Origin of the sequence: Amycolatopsis sp. lyj-90, from assembly GCF_046549035.1 — a bacterium.
Lineage (GTDB): Bacteria > Actinomycetota > Actinomycetes > Mycobacteriales > Pseudonocardiaceae > Amycolatopsis.
This window is the reverse complement of sequence record NZ_JAJPWP010000013.1, coordinates 158,112-183,930: the sequence shown is the minus strand read 5'-3', so window position 1 is coordinate 183,930 and position 25,819 is coordinate 158,112. Positions and strand designations below refer to the sequence as shown.

The 25,819-nt window shown below is 69.0% G+C and carries 17 protein-coding genes and 1 riboswitch; of the genes, 11 read left to right on the top strand and 6 right to left on the bottom strand.

The features are described 5' to 3' along the window. The first annotated feature begins 229 nt into the window (after positions 1 to 229). A complete protein-coding gene (locus tag ACLJPX_RS38490) occupies positions 230 to 8,524 on the top strand; it encodes a hypothetical protein (RefSeq protein ID WP_410605202.1) in 8,295 nt (2,764 codons plus the stop codon). A 37-nt stretch (positions 8,525 to 8,561) separates the two neighbouring features. On the opposite strand, the gene ACLJPX_RS38485 is transcribed toward ACLJPX_RS38490, so the two are convergent. Continuing rightward, the gene (locus tag ACLJPX_RS38485; RefSeq protein ID WP_410605201.1) at positions 8,562 to 8,972 is read right to left on the bottom strand and encodes a RidA family protein; all 411 of its coding nucleotides are present in this window, start codon (positions 8,970 to 8,972) and stop codon (positions 8,562 to 8,564) included. 82 nt (positions 8,973 to 9,054) lie between these two features. Between ACLJPX_RS38485 and ACLJPX_RS38480 the strand changes: the two genes are divergently transcribed. After that, positions 9,055 to 9,714: a maleylpyruvate isomerase family mycothiol-dependent enzyme gene (locus ACLJPX_RS38480; RefSeq protein WP_410605200.1), complete on the top strand. Its 660-nt coding sequence runs from the start codon at positions 9,055 to 9,057 to the stop codon at positions 9,712 to 9,714. A 6-nt stretch (positions 9,715 to 9,720) separates the two neighbouring features. Here ACLJPX_RS38480 and ACLJPX_RS38475 read toward each other — a convergent pair whose 3' ends face one another. Further along, positions 9,721 to 10,047, bottom strand: a complete 327-nt coding sequence (locus ACLJPX_RS38475; protein WP_410605199.1) for a rhodanese-like domain-containing protein — start codon at positions 10,045 to 10,047, stop codon at positions 9,721 to 9,723. Positions 10,048 to 10,129: 82 nt separating this feature from the next. On the opposite strand from ACLJPX_RS38475, the gene ACLJPX_RS38470 reads away from it, so the two are divergent. The 7 genes from ACLJPX_RS38470 (at position 10,130) to ACLJPX_RS38440 (ending at position 20,488) form a co-directional block, all read left to right on the top strand. Next, complete coding sequence (locus ACLJPX_RS38470; protein ID WP_410605316.1) at positions 10,130 to 10,708, top strand: TetR/AcrR family transcriptional regulator; 579 nt, start codon at positions 10,130 to 10,132, stop codon at positions 10,706 to 10,708. A gap of 30 nt (positions 10,709 to 10,738) precedes the next feature. Continuing rightward, a complete protein-coding gene (locus ACLJPX_RS38465; RefSeq protein ID WP_233224206.1) occupies positions 10,739 to 11,131 on the top strand; it encodes a hypothetical protein in 393 nt (130 codons plus the stop codon). Between the two features lie 88 nt (positions 11,132 to 11,219). Further along, positions 11,220 to 13,499, top strand: coding sequence for a protein translocase subunit SecD (secD, locus tag ACLJPX_RS38460; RefSeq protein ID WP_410605198.1), 2,280 nt, complete (start codon positions 11,220 to 11,222; stop codon positions 13,497 to 13,499). Positions 13,500 to 13,575: 76 nt separating this feature from the next. After that, positions 13,576 to 14,763, top strand: a complete 1,188-nt coding sequence (locus tag ACLJPX_RS38455) for a cation:proton antiporter (RefSeq protein WP_410605197.1) — start codon at positions 13,576 to 13,578, stop codon at positions 14,761 to 14,763. A gap of 149 nt (positions 14,764 to 14,912) precedes the next feature. Then, a complete protein-coding gene (fxsT, locus tag ACLJPX_RS38450; protein WP_410605196.1) occupies positions 14,913 to 17,882 on the top strand; it encodes an FxSxx-COOH system tetratricopeptide repeat protein in 2,970 nt (989 codons plus the stop codon). A 153-nt stretch (positions 17,883 to 18,035) separates the two neighbouring features. Next, positions 18,036 to 19,019 (top strand): LysR family transcriptional regulator, encoded by a 984-nt coding sequence (locus ACLJPX_RS38445; RefSeq protein WP_101608613.1) that lies wholly within the window; start codon positions 18,036 to 18,038, stop codon positions 19,017 to 19,019. A 137-nt stretch (positions 19,020 to 19,156) separates the two neighbouring features. Next, positions 19,157 to 20,488, top strand: a complete 1,332-nt coding sequence (locus ACLJPX_RS38440; protein ID WP_410605195.1) for an alpha-lytic protease prodomain-containing protein — start codon at positions 19,157 to 19,159, stop codon at positions 20,486 to 20,488. Positions 20,489 to 20,580: 92 nt separating this feature from the next. Here the strand turns inward: ACLJPX_RS38440 and ACLJPX_RS38435 are convergent, their stop codons facing one another. Together ACLJPX_RS38435 and ACLJPX_RS38430 are read right to left on the bottom strand one after the other, a co-directional pair. After that, positions 20,581 to 20,895, bottom strand: coding sequence for a DMT family transporter (locus tag ACLJPX_RS38435; RefSeq protein WP_101613271.1), 315 nt, complete (start codon positions 20,893 to 20,895; stop codon positions 20,581 to 20,583). An 11-nt stretch (positions 20,896 to 20,906) separates the two neighbouring features. After that, positions 20,907 to 20,974: riboswitch (guanidine-III (ykkC-III) riboswitch) on the bottom strand. Between the two features lie 83 nt (positions 20,975 to 21,057). Beyond that, positions 21,058 to 22,281, bottom strand: coding sequence for an MFS transporter (locus tag ACLJPX_RS38430; protein ID WP_410605194.1), 1,224 nt, complete (start codon positions 22,279 to 22,281; stop codon positions 21,058 to 21,060). Between the two features lie 83 nt (positions 22,282 to 22,364). Here ACLJPX_RS38430 and ACLJPX_RS38425 point away from each other — a divergent pair, with 83 nt between their 5' ends. Continuing rightward, positions 22,365 to 23,267 carry a LysR family transcriptional regulator gene (locus ACLJPX_RS38425; RefSeq protein ID WP_410605193.1) on the top strand — a complete coding sequence of 301 codons (903 nt, stop codon included), beginning with the start codon at positions 22,365 to 22,367 and terminating at the stop codon, positions 23,265 to 23,267. A 2-nt stretch (positions 23,268 to 23,269) separates the two neighbouring features. Here ACLJPX_RS38425 and ACLJPX_RS38420 read toward each other — a convergent pair whose 3' ends face one another. Further along, complete coding sequence (locus ACLJPX_RS38420; protein ID WP_410605192.1) at positions 23,270 to 23,851, bottom strand: TetR/AcrR family transcriptional regulator; 582 nt, start codon at positions 23,849 to 23,851, stop codon at positions 23,270 to 23,272. Positions 23,852 to 23,910: 59 nt separating this feature from the next. Here ACLJPX_RS38420 and ACLJPX_RS38415 point away from each other — a divergent pair, with 59 nt between their 5' ends. Next, complete coding sequence (locus ACLJPX_RS38415) at positions 23,911 to 24,456, top strand: SRPBCC family protein (RefSeq protein ID WP_410605191.1); 546 nt, start codon at positions 23,911 to 23,913, stop codon at positions 24,454 to 24,456. Here ACLJPX_RS38415 and mptB read toward each other — a convergent pair. Beyond that, entirely contained in the window at positions 24,360 to 25,799 is a 1,440-nt protein-coding gene (gene mptB, locus ACLJPX_RS38410) for a polyprenol phosphomannose-dependent alpha 1,6 mannosyltransferase MptB (RefSeq protein WP_410605190.1), read from the bottom strand. The genes ACLJPX_RS38415 and mptB overlap by 97 nt on opposite strands. Positions 25,800 to 25,819 lie beyond the last annotated feature (20 nt).

Here is a 25,819-nt window from a genome sequence, read left to right as displayed (position 1 = left end):
TTCGTGGTTAAACGCCACCCCCGAGGATTTCAGTCCGTTGTGGACGATTGCCCGGGATTCGTCACCCGTCCGGGGGTTTCGAGGCCACTCAACGGGTTCTATCCAGGGGACACCGCCGATCCCGGTTGCCGTCGATGATCTTCGCGACACAGGATGACGTTCGATCGGGCTCGCTGTCCCCGTCGTCCTGACCTGGGCCGATGGAAGCGAGGGGTGAGGCGGAGGCGGCATGGCGGTACGGCGTGGGCGAAATCGGTGGCGCCGGGGCATAGCGCTGCTCGCGGTGGTCGCCGTGGCCCTGCTGATGGGTGCCCCGCTGCCCGCGAGTGCCCAGACACAGCCGCGCGGAGCGGGCACCGAACGGCCGATCGGGCCGGAGCCGGTGTATTCCGGGCTGGCCCACGGTGGCGTCACGATGGCCGCCAACTCGGTGGTGCAATGCGGTTTCGGTGTCGTCTGTGATGCCTCCGCGAGCAACGCGAGCCCGGTGTCGTGGATCAAGACCGATCCCGCGGCCCCCGGTAACACCGCCTCCGCCGCGAACCTGAGGGTGCCGGCCGGGGCGAAGGTGCTCAACGCCCGGTTGTACTGGCAGTTCAACCCGGTCGCTTCCGCCGGTACTTCCGGTGACGGCTCCAGGGGCAACCAGGTCTCGATGAAGAGTCCCGGTTCGAACACCTACCAGCGGATCACCGCCGACACCTACGACTGGTTCCCCGCCCTCACGACGGGCGGCTTCCCGACCTTGTACGCCTACGGCGGCGCCGCCGATGTCACGAACCTCGTCACCAACGCCGGGGCGGGGCAGTACACGGTCGCCGACATCCAGGCGTGTCAGGGCCAGTCGGTCAGCAGCACGAACCTCGGCTGCTGGGGCGGCTGGTCGCTGGTGGTGGCCTACGAGCTGCCCAGCGAACCGCTGCGCTACCTGCAGGTGTGGGACGGCTTGCAGCGCGTCGCCGGCGGCACCACCCCGAGCTCGGCGACCATCGCGCTGGGCGGCATCAAGGCGCCCACCTCCCGTCAGCCCAACGTCGAACTCGGCATCGTCGCGGGCGACGGTGACGCGCCCATCGCCGGTGACTACCTCCAGGTCGGTCCGAACGCGTCCAACCTCCAGACCATCTCCATGCCGTCGCCGTCCGGCGTGTCGACCGACAACGCGTTCAGCAGCCGGATCGACCGGGTCGCGGCGAACGGCACGGGCACCAACGTCACCACACGCGATCCGAATCCGGTGAACAACGTCGGCTACGACTCCCGCAGCGTCGACATCACCGGCAAGGTCCCCGCCGGGACCACCGCGCTCCAGGTGAAGATCGGCACCGTCGGCGACGCGCTGTACCCGCAGGTGGTCTGGCTCGTCACCGACGCGCTCGAACCCGACCTGCAGATCACCAAGGCCAACGACCCGGTCGGCAACACCAACGACAGCCCGCCGGGGTACGTCACCAAGGGCGGCGACGTCACCTACACCTTCGACGTCGCCAACCGGCACGCCGACGGCAGCGTCACCGACCTCGACACCGCGACGAACATCGTCCTCACCGACACCTTGCCGAGCGGCGTCACGTTCGTGGCCGGGTCCAATCCGGACTGTTCGGCCGCCGGGCAGGTGGTCACCTGCCGGGTGCGGAATCTGGGGGCCGGGCAGTCGCAGAAGGTCGCCTTTAAGGTCAAGGTCGGCGCCACGGTGCCGGACGGCACGAAGCTCGACAACACCGGCAAGCTGACCTTCCGCGGCGAGGACACCGGCCGCCCGCAGGAACGCACCTCGAACACGGTGCGGAACACGGTCGCCTCACCGGGGTACCAGCTCACGAAGTCGGTCGACCTCGCCGAGGCGATCCCAGGGGACACCTTGACCTACAAGGTGACCTTGCGGAACACCGGCGTGATCCCGGTGCCCGCGCTCACCGTGCGGGACACGCTCCCGCCGGGCACGACCCACGTATCGTCCAGTCCTTCGAAGGGCACGGCCTCGGGCACCGGCCCGATCGACTGGGCGGTGAACGGCCTCGCGGTCGGGGAAACCGCGACGCTGACCGTGCGCGTGAAGGTCGAGGAAGCCGCCATCGGCAAGGAACTGGTGAACCGCGCGACCGTCCCGATCGGGCCGCCGCCGGTCGTCCCGCCGGACAACCGCTGCCCGGACGATCCCGCCGCGGCCTGTGCGAAGACCAAGGTGCCTCCGCCGTCGTACACGGTGACGAAGACCGTCGACAAGGAGTCCGCCAACCCCGGTGACACTGTGCGCTACACGGTCAACGTCACCAACACCGGAAGGGTGACCGCGGCGGGCCTCAAGGTCGTCGACGATCTGACCGGGTTGCTGGACGACGCGGTCTACCAGAACGATGCCACCGCGTCGCCCGGCTCGGTGTCCTATGCGGAGCCGAAGCTGACCTGGACCGGGACGCTTGCCGCGGGGACTGGCGCGGCGTTCACCTACACGGTGAAGGTGAAGAACCCGAACACCGGGGACAACCGGCTCAAGAACGTGGTGACGTCGGAGACTCCGGGTGGGAACTGTCCGCCGGGTTCGACGGATCCGAAGTGCGGTACGACGACGCCGGTTTCGGGCCTGCTCATCGAGAAGGCCGTGGACAAGCAGTCGGCGAATCCGGGCGATGTCGTGAAGTACACGGTGACCGTCCGGAACACCGGGCAGGCGAAGCTCACGGGTGCGACGTTCACCGACGATCTGACGCAGGTGCTCGACGATGCCGGCTACCAGAACGATGGCGCGGCGACGATCGGCACGGTGTCCTTCGCTTCACCGAAACTGACGTGGAAGGGCGACCTCGGTGTCGGTGAAACCTCCACGGTGACGTACACGGTGAAGGTCAAGAACCCGAACACCGGCGACAATCAGCTCAAGAACGTGGTGACGTCGGAGACTCCGGGTGGGAACTGTCCGCCGGGTTCGACGGATCCGAAGTGCGGCACGACGACGCCGGTTTCCGGTTTGCTCATCGAGAAGACGGTGGACAAGCAGTCGGCGAACCCCGGCGACGTGGTCAAGTACACGGTGACCGTGCGGAACACCGGCCAGACCAAGTTTTCCGGTGCGACGTTCAGCGATGATCTGACGCAGGTCCTCGACGACGCGGACTACCAGAACGACGGTGCGGCGACGATCGGTGCGGTGTCGTTCGCGTCGCCGAAGTTGACCTGGACCGGTGACCTCGATATCGGGCAGACGTCGACCGTCACTTACACGGTGAAGGTCAAGAACCCGAACCCAGGCGACAAGAAGCTGTCCAATGTGGTCACTTCCGAGACGCCGGGTGGCAACTGCCCGCCGGGATCCACGGATCCGAAGTGCGGGACGACCACTCCGGTGTCGGGACTGAAGATCGAGAAGTCGGTCGACAAGCAGTCGGCGAACCCGGGTGACGTCGTGAAGTACACGGTGACCGTCACGAACACCGGGCAGACGAAGTTGACCGGTGCGACGTTCACCGATGATCTGACCCAGGTGCTCGACGATGCCGGGTATCAGAACGACGGTGCGGCGACAATTGGTGTGGTGTCGTTCGCGTCGCCGAAGTTGACGTGGACGGGCGATCTCGAGATCGGTGGGACGTCCACGGTCACTTACACGGTGAAGGTGAAGAGCCCCAACACCGGCGACAACCTGCTGAAGAACGTGGTGACGTCGGAGACGCCGGGTGGGAACTGTCCGCCGGGTTCGACGGATCCGAAGTGTGGCACCACCACTCCGGTGTCGGGCTTCAAGATCGAGAAGGCTGTCGACAAGCAGTCGGCGAACCCCGGTGACGTCGTGAAGTACACCGTGACGGTCACGAACACTGGCCAGACGAAGTTGACCGGTGCGACGTTCACTGATGACCTGACGCAGGTTCTCGACGACGCGGATTACCAGAGCGACGGTGCGGCGACGATCGGTGCGGTTTCCTACGCGGCACCGAAGCTGACGTGGAAGGGCGACCTCGAAATTGGGGGGATCTCGACCGTCACCTACACCGTGAAGGTCAAGAGCCCTGACCCTGGCGACAAGAAGCTCGTCAACACGGTCACTTCCGAGACGCCGGGTGGCAACTGCCCGCCAGGGTCCACGGATCCGAAGTGCGGCACCACGACGCCGGTTTCCGGTCTGCTCATCGAGAAGTCGGTGGACAAGCAGTCGGCGAATCCTGGTGATGTCGTGAAGTACACGGTCACGGTCACGAACACCGGGCAGACGAAGTTGACCGGTGCGACGTTCACCGATGATCTGACGCAGGTTCTCGACGACGCGGACTACCAGAACGACGGAGCCGCGACCATCGGTGCGGTTTCCTTTGCCTCGCCGAAGCTGACGTGGACGGGCGATCTCGACATCGGCGGCACCTCCACGGTCACCTACACCGTCAAGGTCAAGAGCCCCAACACCGGCGACAACCTGCTGAAGAACGTGGTGACGTCGGAGACGCCGGGTGGGAACTGTCCGCCGGGCTCGACGGATCCGAAGTGCAGTACGACGACTCCGGTGTCAGGAGTGAAGATCGAGAAGTCGGTCGACAAGCAGTCGGTGAACCCTGGCGACGTCGTGAAGTACACGGTCACCGTCACGAACACCGGGCAGACGAAGCTGACCGGTGCGACGTTCACCGATGACCTGACGCAGGTCCTTGATGACGCGGACTATCAGAACGATGGTGCGGCGACGATCGGTGCGGTTTCCTACGTGGCACCGAAGTTGACATGGACGGGCGACCTCGACCTCGGGCAGGCGTCCACGGTGACCTACACGGTGAAGGTCAAGAACCCGAACCCCGGTGACAAGCGTCTGTCCAATGTGGTCACCTCGGACATGCCGGGTGGGAACTGTCCTCCGGGTTCGACGGATCCGAAGTGTGGCACGACGACTCCGGTGTCAGGCCTCATGATCGAGAAGGTGGTCGGCAAGCAGTCGGCGAACCCCGGTGACGTGGTTAAGTACACGGTCACGGTCACCAACATCGGGCAGACCAAGCTCACGGGTGCGACCTTCACCGACGACCTGACGCAGGTCCTTGACGACGCGGATTACCAGAGCGATGGTGCGGCGACGATCGGTGCGGTTTCCTACGCGTCGCCGAAGCTGACGTGGACCGGTGATCTCGATATCGGCCAGGCGTCCATCGTGACGTACACGGTGAAGGTCAAGAACCCGAACACCGGGGACAACCAGCTCAAGAACGCGGTGTCGTCGGACACTCCGGGTGGGAACTGTCCGCCGGGTTCGACGGATCCGAAGTGCGGTACGACGACTCCTGTGTCGGGATTGAAGATCGAAAAGGCTGTCGACAAGCAGTCGGCGAACCCGGGTGACGTCGTGAAGTACACGGTCACGGTCACCAACACTGGGCAGACGAAGCTGACCGGTGCGACCTTCGCCGACGATCTGGCTCAGGTTCTCGACGACGCGGACTATCAGAACGATGGTGCCGCGACGATCGGTGCGGTGACCTTCGCGTCGCCGAAGCTCACGTGGACCGGTGACCTGGACATCGGCCAGGCATCCACGGTGACGTACACGGTCAAGGTTAAGAACCCGAACACCGGGGACAACCGGCTCAAGAACGCGGTGGCATCGGAAACGCCGGGTGGCAACTGTCCGCCGGGATCCACGGATCCGAAGTGCGGCACCACCACTCCGGTGTCGGGCCTGCTCATCGAAAAGGCCGTGGACAAGCAGTCGGCGAACCCCGGCGATGTCGTGAAGTACACCGTGACCGTCCGGAACACCGGGCAGACCAAGCTCACGGGTGCGACCTTCGCCGACGATCTGACGCAGGTCCTCGACGACGCGGATTACCAGAACGACGGTGCCGCGACGATCGGCGCGGTGACCTTCGCGTCGCCGAAGCTGACCTGGACCGGTGACCTCGAGATCGGCGAGACCTCGACAGTCACCTACACGGTCAAGGTCAAGAGCCCTGCTCCCGGCGACAAGAAGCTCATCAACACGATCACTTCCGAGACGCCGGGCGGGAACTGCCCGCCGGGATCCACGGATCCGAAGTGCGGCACCACCACTCCGGTGTCGGGCCTGCTCATCGAGAAGGCTGTCGACAAGCAGTCCGCGAACCCTGGTGACGTCGTGAAGTACACGGTCACGGTCACGAACACCGGCCAGACCAAACTGACCGGTGCGACCTTCACCGACGATCTGACCCAGGTCCTCGACGACGCGGATTACCAGAACGACGGTGCCGCGACCATCGGTGCCGTGTCGTTCGCGTCGCCGAAGCTCACCTGGACCGGTGACCTCGGCGTCGGTGACACGGCCAAGGTGACCTACACGGTCAAGGTCAAGAACCCGAACACCGGCGACAACCGGCTCAAGAACGCGGTGTCGTCGGAGACACCGGGCGGCAACTGCCCACCAGGGTCCACGGATCCGGCCTGTGGCACGGAGACGCCGGTTTCGGGGCTGGAGATCAAGAAGACCGTCGACAAGCAGTCGGCGAATCCCGGTGACGTAGTCAAGTACACGGTGACCGTCCGGAACACCGGCCAGACCAAGATCTCCGGCGCGACGTTCACCGACGACCTGACCAAGGTCCTCGACGACGCCGACTACCAGGACGATGGCGCGGCGACGATCGGCGCGGTGTCCTACGCGGAGCCCGAACTGACGTGGACCGGTGATCTCGGCATCGGCGACACGGCCACGGTGACGTACTCGGTCAAGGTGAAGAACCCCGGTGACGGCGACAAGAAGCTCGTCAACGGCGTCACCTCGGACACGCCGGGTGGCAACTGCCCGCCGGGTTCGACCGATCCGAAGTGCGGCACGACCACGCCGATCTCCGGCCTGCTGATCAAGAAGACGGCCGACAAGAAGCAGGTCGATCCGGGTGACACGGTGAAGTACACGATCACCGTCACCAACACCGGGCAGACCAAACAGGACGGTGCCACCTTCACCGACGACATGACCGAGGTCCTCGACGACGCCGAGTACCAGAACGACGGCGCCGCGACCATCGGCGGCGTCTCGTACGCGGCACCGAAACTGACGTGGACCGGTTCGCTCGACATCGGGCAGACCTCGACCATCACCTACACGGTCAGGATCAAGAACCCGGACACCGGCGACAAGAAGCTGTCCAATGTGGTCACTTCGGACACGCCGGGCAACAACTGCCCGCCGGGGTCGAACGACCCGAACTGCGTCGCGGACGTGCCGTCCCGCGAACTGACGGTGAAGAAGACCTCGGACAAGCAGACCGCGAACCCGGGCGACGTCGTCACCTACACCGTCACGGTGGCCAACACCGGCAAGGTCGACCTGGTCGGCGAAGACGCCGCACGGGTCACGGACGACCTGTCCGAGGTGCTCGACGACGCCGACTACCGGAACGACGCCACGTCGGCGCCGGTCGCCGGGGTGTTCACCTTCACCGCGCCGAACCTGGTGTGGGCGGGTGATCTCCCGGTGGGGGCGTCGACCACGCTGAAGTACTCGGTGAAGGTGAAGAACCCGGTCACGGGTGACCACGAACTGCGGAACACCGTCAGCACCAACACACCGGGCACCTGCCCGCCGCAGTCCGACGACCCGGCCTGTTCGACCAGCACCCCGGTGCCTGGCATCTCACTGGAGAAGAAGGCGGACAAGGCCACGGCGAACCCGGGCGACGTCGTCAAGTACACGGTGACGGTGCGCAACACCGGCAAGACGAAGCTGGCCGGCGCCACGTTCACCGACGACCTCAGCCAGGTCCTCGACGACGCCGTGTTCCAAAAGGACGGTGCGGCGACGATCGGTTCGGTGACCTACGAGGAACCGAAGCTGACCTGGACCGGTGATCTGGAGATCGGGCAGACGGCGACGGTCACCTACAGCGTCAAGGTGACCAAGACCGGCGGCGACGGCAAGCTGACCAACGCCATCGTGACCGACACCCCCGGTGGCAACTGCCCGCCGGGCAGCAAGGATCCGAAGTGCGGCACGACGACGCCGCTGTCCAGCTTGAAGATCAAGAAGACGGTCGACAAGACGGAGGCGAAGCCGGGCGAGGTCGTCACGTACACCGTCACGGTGGAGAACACCGGACAGGCCACAGTGGACGATGCGAAGTTCACCGACGACCTGACCCAGGTGCTCGACGACGCCACCTTCGACGGCACCGCGAAGGCCAGTACGGGAACGGTGACCTATTCCGCGCCGAAGCTCACCTGGAAGGGCGAGCTGAAGCCGGGGGAGAAGGCGACCGTCACCTACGCCGTCACCCTGCGGAAGCCGGCGACCGGTGACCACCGGCTCCGCAACGTGGTCACGTCCGACACCCCGGGCGGCAACTGCCCGCCGGGCTCGGCGAACCCCGACTGCGGTACCGACACCCGGGTGCCGCCGACACCGCCGACCCCGCAGCCGCCGGACAAGCCGACCCCGCAGCCGCCGAACCGGCCGCCGGGCCTGGCGGTCACCGGTTCCCCGGTGAAGACGATGTCGATCCTGGCGCTGGGCATGCTCGCCATCGGCGCGTTGCTGCTCCTCGCCGGGCGGAGGCGCCGGGAGTTCTGATCGGGCTCGGCGCGGTAGGGGGTGGAGACCCTGCTTCCTACCGCCCCGGCACCGCGATCAGCGCTTCGACCTCGACGACGAGCTCCGGGCGAGCCAGCGCCGCCACGACGATCAGCGACTGGGCGGGCCAGTCCGCCTCCGGGTACCAGCGGGTGAAGGTCTCGCGTGTCGCCGTGCGGAAACCCTCGAGGTGCTCGGTGCCGGACAGCATGCTGAACACCTTGACCAGGTGTTCCGGTCCGGCGCCCGCGGCTTCGAGCAGCCGTTCGAGGTTGACGAGCAACGCGCGGGTCTGGGACTCGGCGTCGGGCCCGGCAAGTTCGCCGTCGGGCAGGACGCCGATCTGACCGGACACGACGACGAGCTCGTGATCGGCCGGGACGCGCACCAGATGGCTGTACGGGCCGATCGGCGCGGCCACGGTCTCCGGATTCCAGCGCTGGATCATCGGTCCCCATCTCTCGGTGTTCGGCGGAGTTCGCCTTCCGAGTATCGATGACCGATGATTCCGGGCGACGGAGGGACTTCGGATGGCGAATTCAGGACCGAAGGCGCGCGCTCGTGCCAAGACCGTCTGGCCGCTGATCCACACCGAGCGGGCGGCGCTGGCGAACGACCTCGGAGGGCTCTCCGAAGAGCGATGGGAGACACCGTCGCTGTGCACCGGGCTCACCGTGCGCGAGGTGCTCGCGCATCTCACCGCGGGGGCGAGCCTCACTCCGGTGCGGTGGCTGGCCGGGGTGATCCGCTGCCGGTTCGATTTCGACGAGCAGGTCGCGATGCGGCTGGCCGAACATCTGGGCGCGAACGGCGCCGAGACGCTGGAGCGGTTCCGCCGTGCCGTCACCAGCACGACGAAACCGCCGTTGCCCGCCATCGCGATGCTCGGCGAGACGATCGTGCACGGCGAGGACATCCGCCGCCCGCTGGGTCTCCGCCGGGACCATCCGATCGCCGTCCTCACCTCGCTGGCCGGTTACTACCAGGGCTCAGATCTCGTGGTGATGGCGAAGGGGCGCATCGGCGGGCTGCGGCTGGAGGCGACCGATGGCCCCTTCGCCGTCGGATCCGGGCCACTCGTTTCGGGCACGACTCTCGCGTTGATCATGGCCATGACCGGTCGGGCGCCCTACCTGGCCGAACTCCACGGCGACGGGGTGCCGGTCCTGCGCCGGCGCGTCCCGTCGTAGGGAGGCTCAGCCCTGTTCGAGGGGCAGGCCGGCGCCTGCCCAGTCCTCGATGCCTTCCCGGTACTTGCGGACGTCGGTGTAGCCGAGGGCGGTGAGCCGGTCGGCGACCTGTCCGCTGTTGGGGCACGCGGGGTTGGAGCAGTAGGTGACGATCGCGGCGCCGCGATCGGGCAGCACGGCGGCCGCCCGCGCGTCGACGTCCGCGAGGACGAGCGGGACGGCGCCGGGCAGATGCTGTTTGGCGTAGTACTCGCCACCCAGCGCGTCGACGACCGTCACGGCCTTCGCGGCGATCGCAGCCTTCAGGTCGTCACGGGTGATGAGTGCGGTCATGTCGCTACCTCCCAGTTAATCGGACTATAGTCCGTATGTGCCCCACGACCATAACGGACCGCAGTCCGCTTTTGCAACGTCGCTGGAACTCCTGCGGACGCCGCCGCCCAAGGAACGCGCGGACGCCGCCCGCAACCGCGCCGCCATCCTGGACGCGGCCGCGTCGCTGTTCGCCGAGCACGGCGTCGACGCGGTGTCCATGGATCAGGTGGCGGCGGCCGCGGGGGTGGGCAAGGGGACGCTCTTCCGCCGCTTCGGCGACAAGGCCGGACTGGCCGTCGCGCTGCTGGACGCACGGGAACAGGCGCTCCAGGAAGGGATCCTGCACGGGCCGCCGCCGCTGGGGCCCGGTGCTCCGCCGGTGGAACGCCTGGTGGCTTTCACCGGCGCCTACGTCGACTACGTGCTCGAGCATCTGTCCCTGGTGCGGATGTCGGAGACCGCCGCCCCGGGGGCGCGCTACCGGATCGGTGCCTACCGGTTCTGGCACCGGCACGTGGCGATCCTGCTCGACGGCGCCCCCGACCCCGAACACGCCGCGCACACCCTGCTGGCGCCGCTGGCGGCCGAGCACCTGACCGCGTTGCTGCCGGAGCTGGGGGAGAACCGCGTCCGTGCCGGGATCACGCGACTCGCCGAACGGCTCGCGCCCGGCAAGTAAGGTGTCGGGGAGAACCCCGGGAGTGTGTCGATGACGGTGGAGCGCCGGACGTACCGGCCTGCCAGGCAGGCCGTACTGGTGCTGCTCGCCGCCGTGCTGACCGCGCTCGGCCTGTTCCTCGCGCTCCACTCCGGCGATTCCGCTTCGGCGGACGAGTCGCGCGGGGCGAACGCGACCGTCGACTCCTCGGTCTCCAAGGCCGTGGCGCCGGTGCGCGCCGTCGGCAGGCTCGCCGCCGAACCTTCGCTCCTGGGTGTGCACGGTCACGGTGACCTGCCTCTCTTCGGGACCGTCCCGCACGGGCCCGCGTCGACGACGCTGCTCCGCCTCAGCGAACTCCACGCCGACGTCACCCCTCCCTCGCGCGCGGCGCACCGCCTCGCGCTGGGGGATCGAGCTCCTCCTTTCCCGGTAGCCGTCTGAAGCTCACGGGCACGCCTTCCGCGTGCCCGGACCGGGAATCCGCGCGCCTTCCGTCGCGCGCGGAGGAATTCATCGAGGAGAAACCGTCGTGCCGCGCGAAACCGCGCGGCGAGGCATGACCGGGCGAGCCGTCGTCTCGCTGGTCATCCTCGCCGCGACCGTGTACTTGTTGCTGACCACCGCCCCGCGCCTGGGGCTCGATCTGCGCGGTGGCACGCAGATCGTGCTGGAGACCAAGGATTCGCCCACCATCACCGCCGACGCGGAGACCACCGACCGGACGCTCGAGGTGCTGCGCCGCCGGGTCGACGCGCTGGGCGTCGCCGAGCCCATGCTGGCCCGCTCCGGCGACAAGCGGATCATCGTCGAACTGCCCGGCGTGCGGGATCCGCGCGAGGCCGTCGAGGTGATCGGCCGCACCGCGCAGCTGTCCTTCCACCCGGTGCTCGGAGCCTCCACCGACGCGGCTCAGGGAAGCCGCGTGCTGCCTGACGAGAGCGGCCAGCCCATCACGCTGGGACCCGCGGCGCTGACCGGTGAAGGTGTCGACAAGGCGCTCTCGACGATCGATTCACAGGGCGGCGGCCACCTCGTTTCCGTTGACTTCAAAGGGGATTCCGGCCGCGCCTGGGAACGGCTGACCGGCCAGGCGGCCTGCTCCCCACCCGGTGATCCGACCCGCCGGGTGGCGATCGCGCTCGACGACAAGGTGATCTCGTCGCCGCAGGTGAGCCCGCAGGTCGCCTGCGGGGTCGGGATCGTCGGCGGCAGTACGCAGATCACCGGGCGGTTCTCCCCGGCCGAAGCGAAGGACCTGGCGTTGCTGATCAACGCAGGCGCGCTGCCGACGCCGGTCGAGATCATCGAGCAGCGCACCGTCGGCCCCACCCTCGGTGCCGCCGCGATCGACGCCAGCGCCCGCGCGGCCGTCATCGGCCTGGGACTGACCGCGCTCTTCCTGCTCGCGGTGTATCGCCTGGCCGGACTCATCGCCGTCGGTGCCCTGGTGGCCTACGCGGCCGTGTCGTACGGCGCGTTGCTCGCCATCGGAGCGACGCTGACCCTGCCCGGTCTCGCGGGCTTCGTGCTGGCGATCGGTATGGCCGTCGACGCCACCGTGCTCGTCTTCGAACGGGCGAGAGAAGAACATTCGGTGAAACGGGGAGGCTCGCTGCCGCGGTCGGTCAGCCGCGGGTTCAGCGGGGCGCTGTCGGCGATCGTCGATTCGAACGTGACCACCCTGCTCGCCGCGGGGCTGCTGTTCTGGCTGGCGTCCGGCCCGGTGCGCGGGTTCGGGGTGACGCTGTCCATCGGCGTGGTCGTGGCCCTGTTCATCTCGCTCGTGCTCACCCGCCTGCTGCTGCACCTCACGATGCGGGGCGTGGTCGCGCGCAAACCGCGGCTTTCCGGGCTCACCCACGAAGGCCGGGTCCGCCAGTGGGTGAACCGGCGCGATCCGGAGTTCCTCGGCAAGCCCCGGCGCTGGCTGATGGTGGCGGGCGCGATCGTGATCGCCGCGATCGCGGGACTGTTCGTGGCGGGACCGAACCTGGGCGTCGAGTTCACCGGCGGCCGGGTGATCGAATACAGCACCTCGGCGCCCGCCGACGTCGAACAGGTCCGGGACGCGGTGTCCGACGCCGGATTCCCCCGCGCCGTCGTACAGACGTCCGGTGAGAAGGACATCTCCGTGCGCACCGAGCCCATCGACGAGGCCGCCACCGAGCGGATCCGGACCGCGGTCTCCGGGGTGGCGGGCGACGCCACCGAGATCCGCGACGAGCAGATCGGCCCGAGCCTCGGCGCCGAACTGCGCACCAAGGCGGTCGTCGCTCTCCTCCTCGCGGTGCTGGCGCAGCTGATCTACCTCGCGGTGCGGTTCGACTGGCGGCTCGGCCTGGCCACGGTGGCGGCGCTCGCCCAGGACGTCCTGATCATCGTCGGGATCTTCGCCTGGCTGGGCAAGTCCATGGACGGCGTCTTCCTCGCCGCGCTCCTGACGGTGATCGGCTATTCGGTCAACGACTCGGTGGTGGTCTTCGACCGGGTCCGGGAGGTGCGGGGGCAGCGCCGCAAGGAGCCGTTCGCCCGCGTCGTCGGCACGGCGGTCCTGCAGACGCTGCCCCGGACGATCAACACCGGGATCGGAGTGCTGTTCGTCCTCGGGGCGCTGCTGTTCCTCGGAGACGGCTCGCTGGCCGACTTCGCCCTCGCGCTCCTGCTCGGCCTGATCGCGGGCACGGTGTCCACTGTGGCCACCGCGGGTCCCGTCGCGATCCTGCTCGACAAACGCTGGCCAGGGGCCGGGCGTCCGGTCAGGAAGCCGTCGCGGGTACGGGAGCGCGACGACAACGGCGCGGTGGTGTGATCGGCGTTCCTTTGTGGACGGCCTCTATGCTCGTTCCCGGTGGCAGGGGAGTCCACCGGGAACGAGGGGCGGGTAGATGATCCAGAGCGTGCTCGTCGGCGCGGTCGTCGTGCTGGCCTGGACGATGACGGCGGCACGGCTGGAACGGTGGCAGATCACCGCGCCGATGGCGATGGTCGCGGCGGGGCTGGCGATCGGGTTCAGCACCCAAAACGATCTCGGCAACGGGCTCAACACCGAGATCGCCCTCAACGCCGCGGAACTGATCCTCGCCCTGCTGCTGTTCGTGGACGCCACCGCGGTCAAGGGCGGCTATCTCGGTCATGACGCCAAGACCGCGGTGCGGCTGCTGCTGGTCGCGCTGCCGCTGACGATCCTGATCGTCATGGGGGTCGGCCTGCTGGTGCTGCCGGGGCTCGGGTGGACGGTGGTGCTGCTGATCGCCTGCATCATCGCCCCCACGGACTTCGCGCCCGCGACGTCGGTGGTGCACGACGTCCGGGTGCCCGAACGCGTCCGGCATCTGCTGAACGTCGAGAGCGGCTACAACGACGGCGTCGTCGCCCCGGTGTTCATCTTCGCGCTCACCCTCGCGGGGAGCCGCAATCAGGCGAACACGCCGGGTGAGGCGCTGCAGACCGCGATCCCGGCGGCGTTGCTGGCCGTGCTGGCGGGCTCCGTGATCGGCGCGGTCGCCGCGGTGGCGATGAACGTGACGGGCAAGCACGGCTGGTCGACACGGCATTCCGCACGGGTCGCCGCCGTCGCGCTGCCGCTGCTGACCTACACCGCCGCCGTCGCGATCGGCGGCAACGGTTTCGTCGCCGCGTTCATCTGCGGGATCGCCTACAAGACCGCGCGCCATCCGAGCGAGGACGAACTCGGGCTGGCCGAGGACGTCAGTTCGCTGTGCGGGCTGCTGATGTGGTTCGTCTTCGGTAGCACCGCCGTGCTGGTGCTGTCCTTCGGCCTCACCTGGGGCGTCGTGATCGTCAGCGTCGTCGCGCTGACCGTCGCCCGGCTCATCCCGGTGCTGCTCACCTTGCTGCGGACCGATTTCCGGTGGCGGGACCGGATGACCATCGGTTTCCTGGCGCCGCGGGGCGCGGCGTCGATCGTGTTCGGCCTGCTGGCCTACAACTCACTCGACGGGGACGCGGCGGACGTCGCGTTGAGCGTCATGTCGGTGACGGTGCTGGCGAGCGTCGCCGCACACGGTGTCGGGGCGTCGGCGTTCCTGAACCGCAAGTCGAAGACCTCCTGACCCAGCTCGGCTCGTGAGTGGTAAGGGCGGTTCTAACCGTCCTCACCACTCACGAGGCGTGTCCCGGGGCCGCGCGTAACGGCGGGCACCGGGCGGCCGACATCCGGTGGCGGCACCACGGAACCGCCCGCCCGACCGGAGGTAGGAGATTGCCCGAGATCCTCAAGGTCCGGGTTCCCGTGTCGGCCGGGCTGGACGTGGTGTTCCTGCACGGGCTGGACGGGGACGCGCGGAAGACGTGGGCGGGCGGGTCGCCGTCGTCGTTCTGGCCGGAGTGGCTCGCCGAGGATTTCGACCGCGTGGCGGTGTGGTCGGTGGGCTACGAGGCCTGGTCGTCGGGCTGGCGGGGCAAGGCGATGCCCATGCAGGACCGGGCGATCAACCTGATGGCGTCGCTGCAGAACCTCGGCATCGGCGAGCGGCCGTTGTGTTTCGTCACCCACAGCATGGGCGGCCTGCTGGCCAAGGAGATCCTGCTGCACGCGGCCGAGGGCCGGACCGGTTTCGCAGCGTTCGCGACGGCCGCGCGCGGGGTGGTCTTCCTGGGGACCCCGCACACCGGCTCGGGGCTGGCGGCGGTCGTCAAGGCGCTCGGACTGGTCTATCGGTCCACCGCGGCGGTGAAGGACCTCAAACGCAACGCCGCCCACCTGCGGCACCTCAACGACCGTTATCGCGATTGGGCCGACGAGTCCGGGATCCGGAACCTGGTGTTCTTCGAGGCGTATCCGACCAGAGGGGTCCGGGTGGTCGACGAGGGCTCGGCCAACCCCGGTCTGCCCCGGGTCCGCCCGATCCCCGTCGACGCCGACCACGTCGGCATCTGCAAACCGGCCGGCCGCGATTCCCTTGTGTACGGCCAGATTTCGAGATTCATCGACGGCATTCTCTCGGAGACCGATGTTCCGCCGCCCCGGCACGCGGCGTGGAAACTGCCCCTGAGCGGCAGGGTCTTCGTCGGGCGCGCGGCCGAGCTGGACAGGCTGGAGAAGACGGCGAAAGCCGCCGCCCGGGTCGCGGTGGTCGCGGTGCACGGGCTCGGCGGCGTCGGCAAGAGCAGCCTGGCCGCCAGGTTCGCCGAGCTGCGCTCGGTCGACTATTCGGCCGTCTGGTGGGTGACGGCGGACTCGGCTTCGGCGATCGACGACGGGTTGGCGGAGCTGGCCGTGGCGCTGTCCCCGGAGGCCGCGGGGCTGCCGTGGGAACAGCGGGCCGAACAGGCCGTCGGCTGGCTGGCCGGGCATACCGGCTGGCTGCTGATCCTCGACAACCTGACCGAGCTCGCGCACGCCGCCGGGCTGCTGGACCGGGTGCGGACCGGCACGATCCTCATCACCAGCAGGCGGGGCACCGGCTGGCGGGACGTCGGCACCGTGTCACTGGACGTGCTGGAACCGGACGAGGCGGCCGAGTTGCTCGCCCGGACGGTCCGGGCGGAGTGGCCGGAGGCGGAGCTGACGGGCGCCGGCGAGCTCTGCGCCGAACTCGGCTGGCTGCCCTTGGCGGTGGAACAGGCCGGGGCGTACCTCGCCCAGAACCGGATGACGCCCGCCCGCTACCTCGGCCTGCTCGCCAGGTCCCCGGCCAAGATGTTCGCCTGGACCGCGGAGGCCGAGGACGCGGAGCGCGCCGTGGCCCGGGTCTGGCACGTCACCCTCGACCGGCTCGCGGACACCCCGCTCGCCGCGAAGTTGTTGCGACGGCTGGCCTGGCACGCTCCCGAACGCATCCCGCGATCGCTGCTGGAGGGCGACGGCGAGGAACCGGAGCTGTCGGAGGCACTGGGGCGCCTGGCCGCCTACAGCATGATCACCCTCGACGCCGAGACGATCGACGTCCACCGCCTCGTGCAGGCCGTGACCCGGACTCCCGACCCGGCCGACCCCTACCGCGGTCCCGGGGACATCGACCACGCCCGTGAGGCCACCGCCGTCGCGCTCGCCCGCGCGCTCGACGTGGTGGATCCCCGGCTGCCCGAGGACTGGCCCGTCTTCCAAGCCGTGTTGCCGCACGGGCGGGCGCTGCTCGACCACACCGAGAGTGACACCGGCCCGCTTTGCCACCTCGCCAACAGCCTCAGCCTCTACGTCCTCGGTCAGGGCGACGCCGCGGCGGGCATCGCGTTCGCGGAACGGGCCGTCGGCGCCGGTGAACGCCTTTTCGGCTTCGACCATCCGATCACCCTGCGCGCCCGGAACACTTCGGCGTCCGCGTACCAGGCGGCCGGTGATCTGCGGCGCGCGACCTCGCTGCTCGAGACCGCGCTGGCGGACTGCGAGCGGGTGCTGGGGCCCGCACATCCGGACACGTTGAGCTGCCGGAACAACCTGGCGGCCGCCTGCCACGCCGCCGGTGACGTGAGGCGGGCGATCTCGCTGTTCGACGAAACGCTGGAAGGACGCGAGCGCGTGCTGGGAAAGGAGCACCCGGACACGCTGGTCTCCCGGAACAACCTGGCCATGGCGTACGAAATGGCGGGCGACGCCGAACGGGCGATCCCGCTCCACGAAGCCACGCTCGCGGATCGCGAGCGAGTGCTCGGAGCCGACCATCCGGAGACCTTGCTCTACCGGAACAATCTGGCTTATCTCCACTGGTCGATGGGCGACTCGAAGCGCGCGGTCACGTTGTTCGAGGCGACGTTGGAAGATCGTGAACGGGTGCTGGGGCCGGACCATCCCAACACGCTGGTTTCGCGGGGCAATCTCGCGGGAGCGTGCGAGTCGGCGGGCGACCTCGCCCGCGCGGTCGAACTTCAGGAACGGACCCTGGCGGATCGCGAACGCGTGCTGGGTCCCGATCACCCCGACACCCTGAAATCGTGGAACAACCTGGCGGGTGCGTACGAATCCTCGGGTGACCTGACCAGGGCGATCGAACTGTACGAGCGCACGCTCGCCGCCAGGGAGCGGGTGTTCGGGCATGACCACCAGGACACGCTGAATTCACGGAACGATCTGGCCTACGCCCGCGGAGCCGCTGGAGACCTGCCACTCGCCATCCGGATGTTCGAAGAAGCGCGGTCGGACGCCGAGCGGGCGCTCGGTCCGGACCATCGCCTGACCAGACGGATCCGGGAGAACCTCGAGACGGCGATCCGCCTGCGCGACCGGCCTTGACCGGTCGCCCTTCGGTTCCACTGTGAACACCGGCCCCGCCGGTGCCCTTCCGGAATGCTGACATCGATGGCAATCCAAGAAAAGGGCGATACGAAGCCATTTGGCTCAAGCGTTTGTCTGGTCCAGTCCAGTTACGTCTACTAACGTAGAGGGATGGAGCTGGAACTGCGCCACTTGCGCATCATGTGCGCGATCGCCGAACTCGGGAGTATCACCAAGGCGGCGAACACGCTCGGAATGGCGCAGCCCGCTTTGACCGCCCAGTTGAAACGCATCGAACGGACCCTCGGCGGGAAGCTCTTCCTGCGTGATCACACGGGGACCCGGCCGACGGCACTCGGTCTCCTCGTCCTCGACCGGGCGAAGATGGTGCTCCCCGCCGTATCGTCCCTGCACGACGAGGCGGCGCGCCTCGCCCAGCACGCCGGTACCGGCGAGCCGGTGACCCTGCGGCTCGGTTCGGCGACGGGGCCGATGCTCGGCGCGCTCCTGCAGCGTCTCGGCACCACCCATCCCGACATCCACGTCGCCACCCATACGTCGTGGTCGTCCAACAAACTCGCGGACATGACCGCCGAAGGCGCGCTGGACTTCTCCTTCGTCGGCGTCTGCGGCGACGCCGCGCCGCCGCCGGAGCCCGGCGTCCGGTGGCGGACCCTCGCGCATCATCCGGTGTTCGTGCTGATGTCGGCGCGCGACGAGCGCGCGCAGCACGACGAGGTGGAACTCGGCGCGCTGGCGGACGAACGATGGTGCGCGACACCGGGGGACGGCTGTTTCGGCGACTGTTTCGCCTCCGCGTGCGCCCGGTCGGGGTTCACACCGCGTTCGCTGTACGAGACCGATGTGCTGACCTGCATCGAAATGGTCGAATCGGGACACGCGGTCGTGTTGTGTCAGCCGCTTTTCCACGAGATCCCGGGCATCGTCGCCGTCCCGATCGCGGGGAATCCGCTGAGCTGGCGGAATCTCGTCGGCTGGTCGGAGCGAGGAGAGATGGGACCGTTCGCCGCGGAGATGATCGCCCTGTCCCGCGCGGTGTACGGCGAACTGATCGACCGGCGGCCGACCTACTCGAAGTACCTCGAGTTGAACCCGGGTTACGGCGTCGACTACACGGACGCAGGAGTGCGCTGACCTGCGCCGAGGTCGGCAATAGGTCCAGTCCACTGGGGTGGATATGACCTAAATGGTATGTACCTTTTGCATCAGGCGCCTCGTACGGTCGGGGACACGAGATCCCCCTTCCGGTACGTCTTGAGGAAGCGCCTGAAATGAACCGAAAGATCGTAGCGGCCGCCGCGGCGGCCATCACCGGCGCCGGCCTGGTCACGGCCGTCGCGCTGACACCGAGCGCGAGCGCCGGCCAGACCGTCCCGGCGGCCGACCAGGTCCAGTCGGAGATCGTCGCGGCCCTGTCGCGCGACCTGAAGATCAGCCCCGATCAGGCCAGGACCCGGCTCGCCGGTGAGCAGACGGCGGCACGCACCGAAAGCGCCCTCAAGACCCGGCTCGGCCCGTCCTACGCCGGATCGTGGCTGGACGCGGCGGGGACCACGCTGACCGTCGCCGTCACCGACGCGGCGCTGGAGGGCACGGTCCGCGCGGCGGGCGCGACCCCGAAGACCGTCACGCGGAGCGCCGCCCAGCTCGACGCCGCGAAGCTGTCCTTGGACACCAAGGGAACCAGCGCGCCGAAGAGCGTGCCCGGCTGGTACGTCGACGCCACCACCAACTCGATCGTCGTGCTGGCCAACGCCGGCACCGAGGCCGCCGCGAAGTCGTGGGCGACCGCGTCCGGGGTGCGTACCGACGCGGTGCGGGTCGAGACCAGCACCGAGAGCCCGGTCCCGCTGATCGACGTCATCGGCGGCAACGCCTACACGTTCGGCTCGGGCCGCTGCTCGATCGGTTTCTCGGTCGAGGGTGGCTTCGTGACCGCGGGGCACTGTGGCACCACCGGAACGCGCACCTCGAACCCGAGCGGGACCGTCGGGGGCTCCAGCTTCCCCGGCAACGACTACGCGTGGGTCCGCGTGGACGCGGGCAACACCCCGCGGGGGCTCGTGAACCGCTACCCGGGCACCGTGCCGGTGGCGGGTTCGCAGGAGGCCGCGATCGGCGCCTCGGTCTGCCGTTCCGGGTCCACGACGGGCTGGCACTGCGGCACGATCCAGCAGAAGAACGCCTCGGTGAACTACCCGCAGGGCACCGTTTCCGGCCTCACCCGGACCAACGCCTGCGCCGAACCGGGTGACTCCGGCGGCTCGTGGCTCGCGGGCGACCAGGCGCAGGGCGTCACCTCCGGTGGCTCCGGCAACTGCAGTTCGGGCGGCACGTTCTACTTCCAGCCGATCTCGGAGATCCTGAGCGTGTACAGCCTGCGCCTGGTGACCTCGGGCTCGAACCCGCCGTCCAGCACCACCACGACGCCGACCGGCCCGACGACGTCGAACCCGCCCACCGGAACCTGGGCGGTCGGCACCACCTACGCCGCGGGTGCGACGGTCACCTACAACGGTGCTTCGTACCGGGCGCTGCAGGGTCACACCGCTCAGGCCGGCTGGGAGCCGCCGAACGTCCCCGCCCTTTGGGCGCGCTCCTGACCGCCTAGCCGTCCGGGCCACACGCAGGGGTGCGCCCGGACCCGACCGCCCCCGACGTCGTCCGTGCGTCGGGGGCGGTCCCTGTTTCCGGCTCAATGCAGGACTTTCAGTCCCACCACACAGGCGACGATCCCCACGATCAGCAGAATTTTGGCCAGTGACGCGGTTTCCGCGCCCGACACCATGCCGTAGCCGACGGTGAGCGACGCTCCGATCCCGACCCAGACCGCGTAGGCGGTCCCGACGGGGAGATCCCTCATCGCGTAGGCGAGGCCGGCCATGCTCGCCACCAGGGTCACGCCGAAGATCACCGACGGTGTCAGCCGGGAGAATCCTTCGGACCTGCCGAGGGCGGTGGCCCACACGGCTTCCAGAACACCCGAAACGATCAGAACAAGCCAGGACATGACGCGCTCCCAGAGCGCCGTCTTGTCGCTGGCCGGGTACGGCACCCACTCGTCCGGGGACCTCGATCACGAGGTTCCTGGGCCAGGATCGCACACCGCCGGTGTGGGCGCCCGCGGGTTTGACGAGGATCACCACGCGGACGCGCCACTGTGGACGGTCGGTCACTTCTCGGCGCCCGCCAGCACCTTGGGTGCCGACCAGGCGAGCAAACCCAGTTCCAGCACCGAAAATCCGATCAGTGCCCACGCGCTCGGCAGCCAGATCAGGGAGATGCCGACGAGGAGGATGGGCAGGACCAGTCCCGCGTAGGCGGCCAGGAACAAGGCCGCGAGGACCTCGCCGCGCATCGGCGGCTCGGCCAGTGCGGCGACGGTGGCCACGGAGGCGCGGAAGCCCAGCCCGACCCCGGCGCCCGCCGCGAGCCCGCCCACGAGGAAGAGCCACAGCTGGGACGTCGTCACCGCGACCGGCAGCGCCACCAGCCCGGCCGTCATCAGGGTGAGGCCGAGCCGCAGCTGGGTCCGCCTCTCCAGGCCGGCGAAGATCACCTGCGCCGCGGCGGCGGCGAGGAACACGGAGAACGACGCGAGACCGGCCAGCATCCGCGAACTCTCGTGCAAACCCTGTGCCAGCAACGTCGGCGTCAGCGCCATGAACAGTCCCGTGATCGCGAAGGCCGCGAACGCGCCGATCGCTGCGCCGAAGAAGGCGGGCCGCGCGCTCGACGGGAGTGAGACGCGCTGTGGCCGGTACGCGGGCAGCTCCTCGGCGCGTTCCACCGTCTCCGGGACGAGGGCGACGGCGATGGCCGCGGCCAGCAGCAAGACCAGGAAGAACAGGAACGGCGTGGTGAGCGGCTCGGCCGAGTAGCTCGCGAACACCCCGCCGAACAGCGGTCCGAGAGCCAGTCCGCCCATGTTGACCACGGTCGCGATCAGCCCGGCACGCCCGTGGTCCTCACTCGGACGGGCCACGGCGCGGAGTTCGGACAGATGCGCGGTGGCGGTCGCGGTCAGCGCGCCGATCCCCGCGCCGCCGACGAGCCTGGCCAGGATCAGCCCGGGGACGTCCGGCCAGGTCAGGAAGAGGGTCGCGGACAGGGCCTGGACCAGGGTCGCGGCGAGGATCACCCGCCGTCGTCCCAGCCAATCGCTGACATGCCCGGCGAGGTACAGGCTGCCCATCACGCCGACCGCGTACGCCGCGAACACGATGGTCACGACGTAGGTCGGGAAGCCGTCACGTTGCTGGTAGAGCACGTAGAGCGGAGTGGGAACGGTGGAGAAGGCCAGCGAGACGGCGTAAGCGGCCACGATGACCCAGAAGCCGCGACCGTGGCTGATCCGCCGGAGCGCGGGACGGGGAAGGGTGACGGTGTTCAGCATGCCTCCACTGTGGATCCTCGGATCATCCAAGTCCAACGAACAATGCTGGTCACAGTTATCCATAACTGCGATAATTGGTCCCCGTGGAGACCCGTCAGCTCGAATGCTTCGTCGCCGTCGCCGAGGAACTCAGTTTCACCCGCGCCGCTCGACGGCTGTTCGCGGTGCAGTCCACCGTGTCGGCCACGATCCAGGCACTCGAAGGCGAACTCGGCGTCAAGCTGTTCGACCGGTCGACGAGGCGGGTCGAGCTGTCCCCGGCGGGCAAGGTCTTCCTGCCCGAGGCCAAGGCCGCGCTGGAAGCCGTCGACAGGGCGCGCGAGGTGGTCGCCGACGCCTCCGCCGGCCTGCGCGGCAGCCTCCGCATCGGCACCCTGACCAGCGTCGGGGGCCTCGACCTGCCGGATCTGCTCGGCGCGTTCCACCGCCGGTACCCGCTGGTGGACCTGCACGTCACGGTGTCGATCACCGGATCGACCGGACTGGCCGAGGATCTGCGCCAAGGCAGGCTCGACGTCGCCCTGCTCGGCCTGCCCGAGTCCGATCTCGCCGGGCTCCGCACCAAGCCGCTCGGTTCGGCGCCGTTCGTGGTCGTGCTGCCCGACGGCCATCGGCTGGGAGACCGGCGGTCGCTGACCCTGGCGGACCTCACCGGCGAGTCGTTCGTGGACAACCCGCGCGGCTTCGGCAACCGGGTCGCCCTGGACCGCGCGTTCGAGGCGATCGGGGCCCCGCGGCGGGTCATCGTCGAAGTCGCCGATCTGCGTTTGGTGCCCGCCTACGTCGCGGCGGGGCTCGGCATCGCCGTGGTGCCCGATCTCCAACTGCTGACCGGGGTCCGGACGATCCCGCTCGACGCGCCCGGCCTGGTCTGGCCGCTGACCATCGCCACCAGGGGTGCGCGGTCGCCCGGTCCGGCGGCCCGCCTCCTGCTCGACCTGATCGATGGCGGCGGGTACTCCATCGCGGTGCCGGTCCGGACCTGAGCTCAGCCCGACAGCAGCGTGCGGGTGGTCCTGGCCACCAGGTCCACGGTGCGCGGCGGTGGCGCCTCGCCGCGGTCGAGATGTCTCCTCACCGCGGCGTAGGGGAGGTCCACGAGGGCCAGCATCAGCTCGTCGGTGCTCCGGCCGGTCTGCGCGCGCAGCCGTCGCACGACCTTGGTGATCGCCGTGTCGAGCCGGTTGTTGGCGTCTTCTGCGCGGGCGCTGTCTTCGGCATCCCAGTCTTCGACGCCGAGCGCGCGGTTGCCCGCGTAGAGCAGTTTCCCCTCGGCGGGATGGGCGCGGCACCATCGGACGACCTGCGCCGCGGCCTCGACGGCGGCCTCCAGTACCGGTTCCTGTTCGAGCGCTTCGAGATAGTCCCGCTGGAAACGGGTCAGGGTGCGGAGCCAGACGGCCGCGAGCAGGGCGGGACGCCCGGGGAAGCGGTGGTAGATCGACCCGCTCGGTGCGCCGACCTCGCGGGCGACGGCGGACATGGTCACCCCTGCCGCCCCTTCGGCGGCGAAGATCCGTACGGCGGCGTCGAGGAAGTCGTCGGCGGTGTGCCGCGGTGGCCGTCCCATTTTCAGAGACTATCCTCTATTATAGTTTTAGGGGAAGGTCTCTAAAATCAGGAGGCACGATGCGAGTGTGGAACAGGCATTCCCGGATTGTCCCGGTGTCATCGGAGCGGGTGGGCGCGCTGATCGACACGCTGTCCGCCGATGACGACCGGCTGTGGCCCGTCGACAAGTGGCCGCCGATGAGGTTCGACCGGCCACTCGGCGCGGGAGCCGTGGGCGGGCACGGACCGGTGCGGTACTCCGTCGAGTCCTACGAACCGGGGAAGTCGGTGCGATTCCGGTTCACCGCGCCCCGGGGTTTCGACGGCTTCCACGAATTCACCCTGCGCGCGAGGGGAACGGAGGAGACCGAGCTCGAGCACCTCATGGTGCTGCGGCTGCGGCATCCCGCCTGGTTCACCTACCCGCTGCTGTGGCGGCCGATGCACGACGCCTTGCTGGAGGACGGCCTGGACCGTGCCGAGCGTGAACTCACCGGCACGGTCCGCGCGCCCGCGCGATGGAGCCGTTACGTCCGGCTCTTGCGGAACCTGATCTCCGGCAACAGGTCCTTGCGCTTCAAGAAGAACAAGGTCCCGCCGATGAGCGCGACGGCGATCAGGTAACCCAGTGCCAGTGACACCGCGCCCCCGTTCGCCGGCGGGAGCAGGACCCCGAACACCGCGCTGATCCCGGCGAGGATCCAGCGGCCCCGGTCGGTCGTGAGGCTGACGGCGAGCAACGCGACCGTCCACAGGAGATACCACGGCTGCACGACCGGCCCGAGGACCAGCATCGCGGCGAAGGTCAGCCCGGCGCCGTAGAGCGGGTGCAGCTTCTCCCGGTAGGTGAGCCACAGCAGCCTGGCGCCGACGGCGAGGCCGAGGATCGCGCCGATGAGCGAGAACACCTTGATCGCGCCGTCGGTCAGGTCGGCGCCGAAGATCTTGCCCACCCCGCCGACGAGGAAACCGAGTTCGTTGGTGGGCGCCATCCAGCTGTGGACCTGACCGGAAACCCCGGAGAGGACGCGGACCCAGCCGAAACCGAGCCCGCTGCCGAGCGAGATCGCCGCGGTGACCGCGGCGAATCCGGCGGGCAGCCCGAGCGCGACGGCCGCGCGTCCCGCGGGGGTCGCCCGGCGGAACAGGTCGACGCCGACGAACAGCAGGCCCGCGACGGCCACGATCTTGATGTTCGCGGCCGCGCTCACCGCGATCACCCCCGCCGCGATCAGCGCGGGCCGCGCCGCGCCGGTCTTCGCCGCGCCCATCAGGACGAGTTCCAGCCCGGCGACCATCAGCCCGACCATGAGCCCGTCGTTGTGCACGCCCGCCACGACGTGCCACAGCACCAGCGGGTTGAGCAGGGCCAGCCACAACGCGATCGACGGCGAAACCCCGGCCCGGCGCGCGAGGCGGGGGAGCGCCCACGCCATGAGCGCGATCCCCGCCAGCCCCAGCAGCCGGTGCAGCAGCAGTGTCGGGACGAAGTCGTCCCCGGCGAGGTGGGCGACCGAGCGTGCGAGCGCGACGAACGCCGGCCCGTACGGGGCGGGCGTGTCCCGCCAGTAGTGGCTGACCGCGAGCGTCACCGGTGAATCGGCGCCGAGCGCCTCCGCCGGTCCCACGAGATAGGTGTCGAACCCCTTGGCCGCGATGAGTCCCTGAGCCAGGTAGCTGTTGATGTCGCCGCTGAACAGCGGGCGCGCGACCAGCAGCGGCGCGCACCACGACACCGCGATCCAGTACAGCCGCCGCTCGGGGAGCCCGGCGGCGAGGCGTCCGATGCCCAGCCAGGACAGCACCAGGGTGGCCATCCCGGTCACTCCCAGCGCCACCACCAGCACCGAAGGCAGGCCGATGCCCGACGTGACCAGCACGAGCACGGTGATCCCGAGGAAACCCGCCCAGTGCAACGCCGAGATGTTCAGCCCGGTCTTCTCCGGCGCGGGCAAGACGTTTTGCATGCGGCCAAACTACTCCAAGT

What these genes read in the sequence shown, in the direction of transcription:
- ACLJPX_RS38490 (WP_410605202.1), top strand. Translation starts at nt 230, where the DNA reads ATGGCGGTACGGCGTGGGCGAAATCGGTGGCGCCGGGGCATAGCGCTG.
- ACLJPX_RS38485 (WP_410605201.1), bottom strand. Translation starts at nt 8,972, where the DNA reads ATGATCCAGCGCTGGAATCCGGAGACCGTGGCCGCGCCGATCGGCCCG.
- ACLJPX_RS38480 (WP_410605200.1), top strand. Translation starts at nt 9,055, where the DNA reads ATGGCGAATTCAGGACCGAAGGCGCGCGCTCGTGCCAAGACCGTCTGG.
- ACLJPX_RS38475 (WP_410605199.1), bottom strand. Translation starts at nt 10,047, where the DNA reads ATGACCGCACTCATCACCCGTGACGACCTGAAGGCTGCGATCGCCGCG.
- ACLJPX_RS38465 (WP_233224206.1), top strand. Translation starts at nt 10,739, where the DNA reads ATGACGGTGGAGCGCCGGACGTACCGGCCTGCCAGGCAGGCCGTACTG.
- ACLJPX_RS38455 (WP_410605197.1), top strand. Translation starts at nt 13,576, where the DNA reads ATGATCCAGAGCGTGCTCGTCGGCGCGGTCGTCGTGCTGGCCTGGACG.
- ACLJPX_RS38445 (WP_101608613.1), top strand. Translation starts at nt 18,036, where the DNA reads ATGGAGCTGGAACTGCGCCACTTGCGCATCATGTGCGCGATCGCCGAA.
- ACLJPX_RS38440 (WP_410605195.1), top strand. Translation starts at nt 19,157, where the DNA reads ATGAACCGAAAGATCGTAGCGGCCGCCGCGGCGGCCATCACCGGCGCC.
- ACLJPX_RS38435 (WP_101613271.1), bottom strand. Translation starts at nt 20,895, where the DNA reads ATGTCCTGGCTTGTTCTGATCGTTTCGGGTGTTCTGGAAGCCGTGTGG.
- ACLJPX_RS38430 (WP_410605194.1), bottom strand. Translation starts at nt 22,281, where the DNA reads ATGCTGAACACCGTCACCCTTCCCCGTCCCGCGCTCCGGCGGATCAGC.
- ACLJPX_RS38420 (WP_410605192.1), bottom strand. Translation starts at nt 23,851, where the DNA reads ATGGGACGGCCACCGCGGCACACCGCCGACGACTTCCTCGACGCCGCC.
- ACLJPX_RS38415 (WP_410605191.1), top strand. Translation starts at nt 23,911, where the DNA reads ATGCGAGTGTGGAACAGGCATTCCCGGATTGTCCCGGTGTCATCGGAG.
- mptB (WP_410605190.1), bottom strand. Translation starts at nt 25,799, where the DNA reads ATGCAAAACGTCTTGCCCGCGCCGGAGAAGACCGGGCTGAACATCTCG.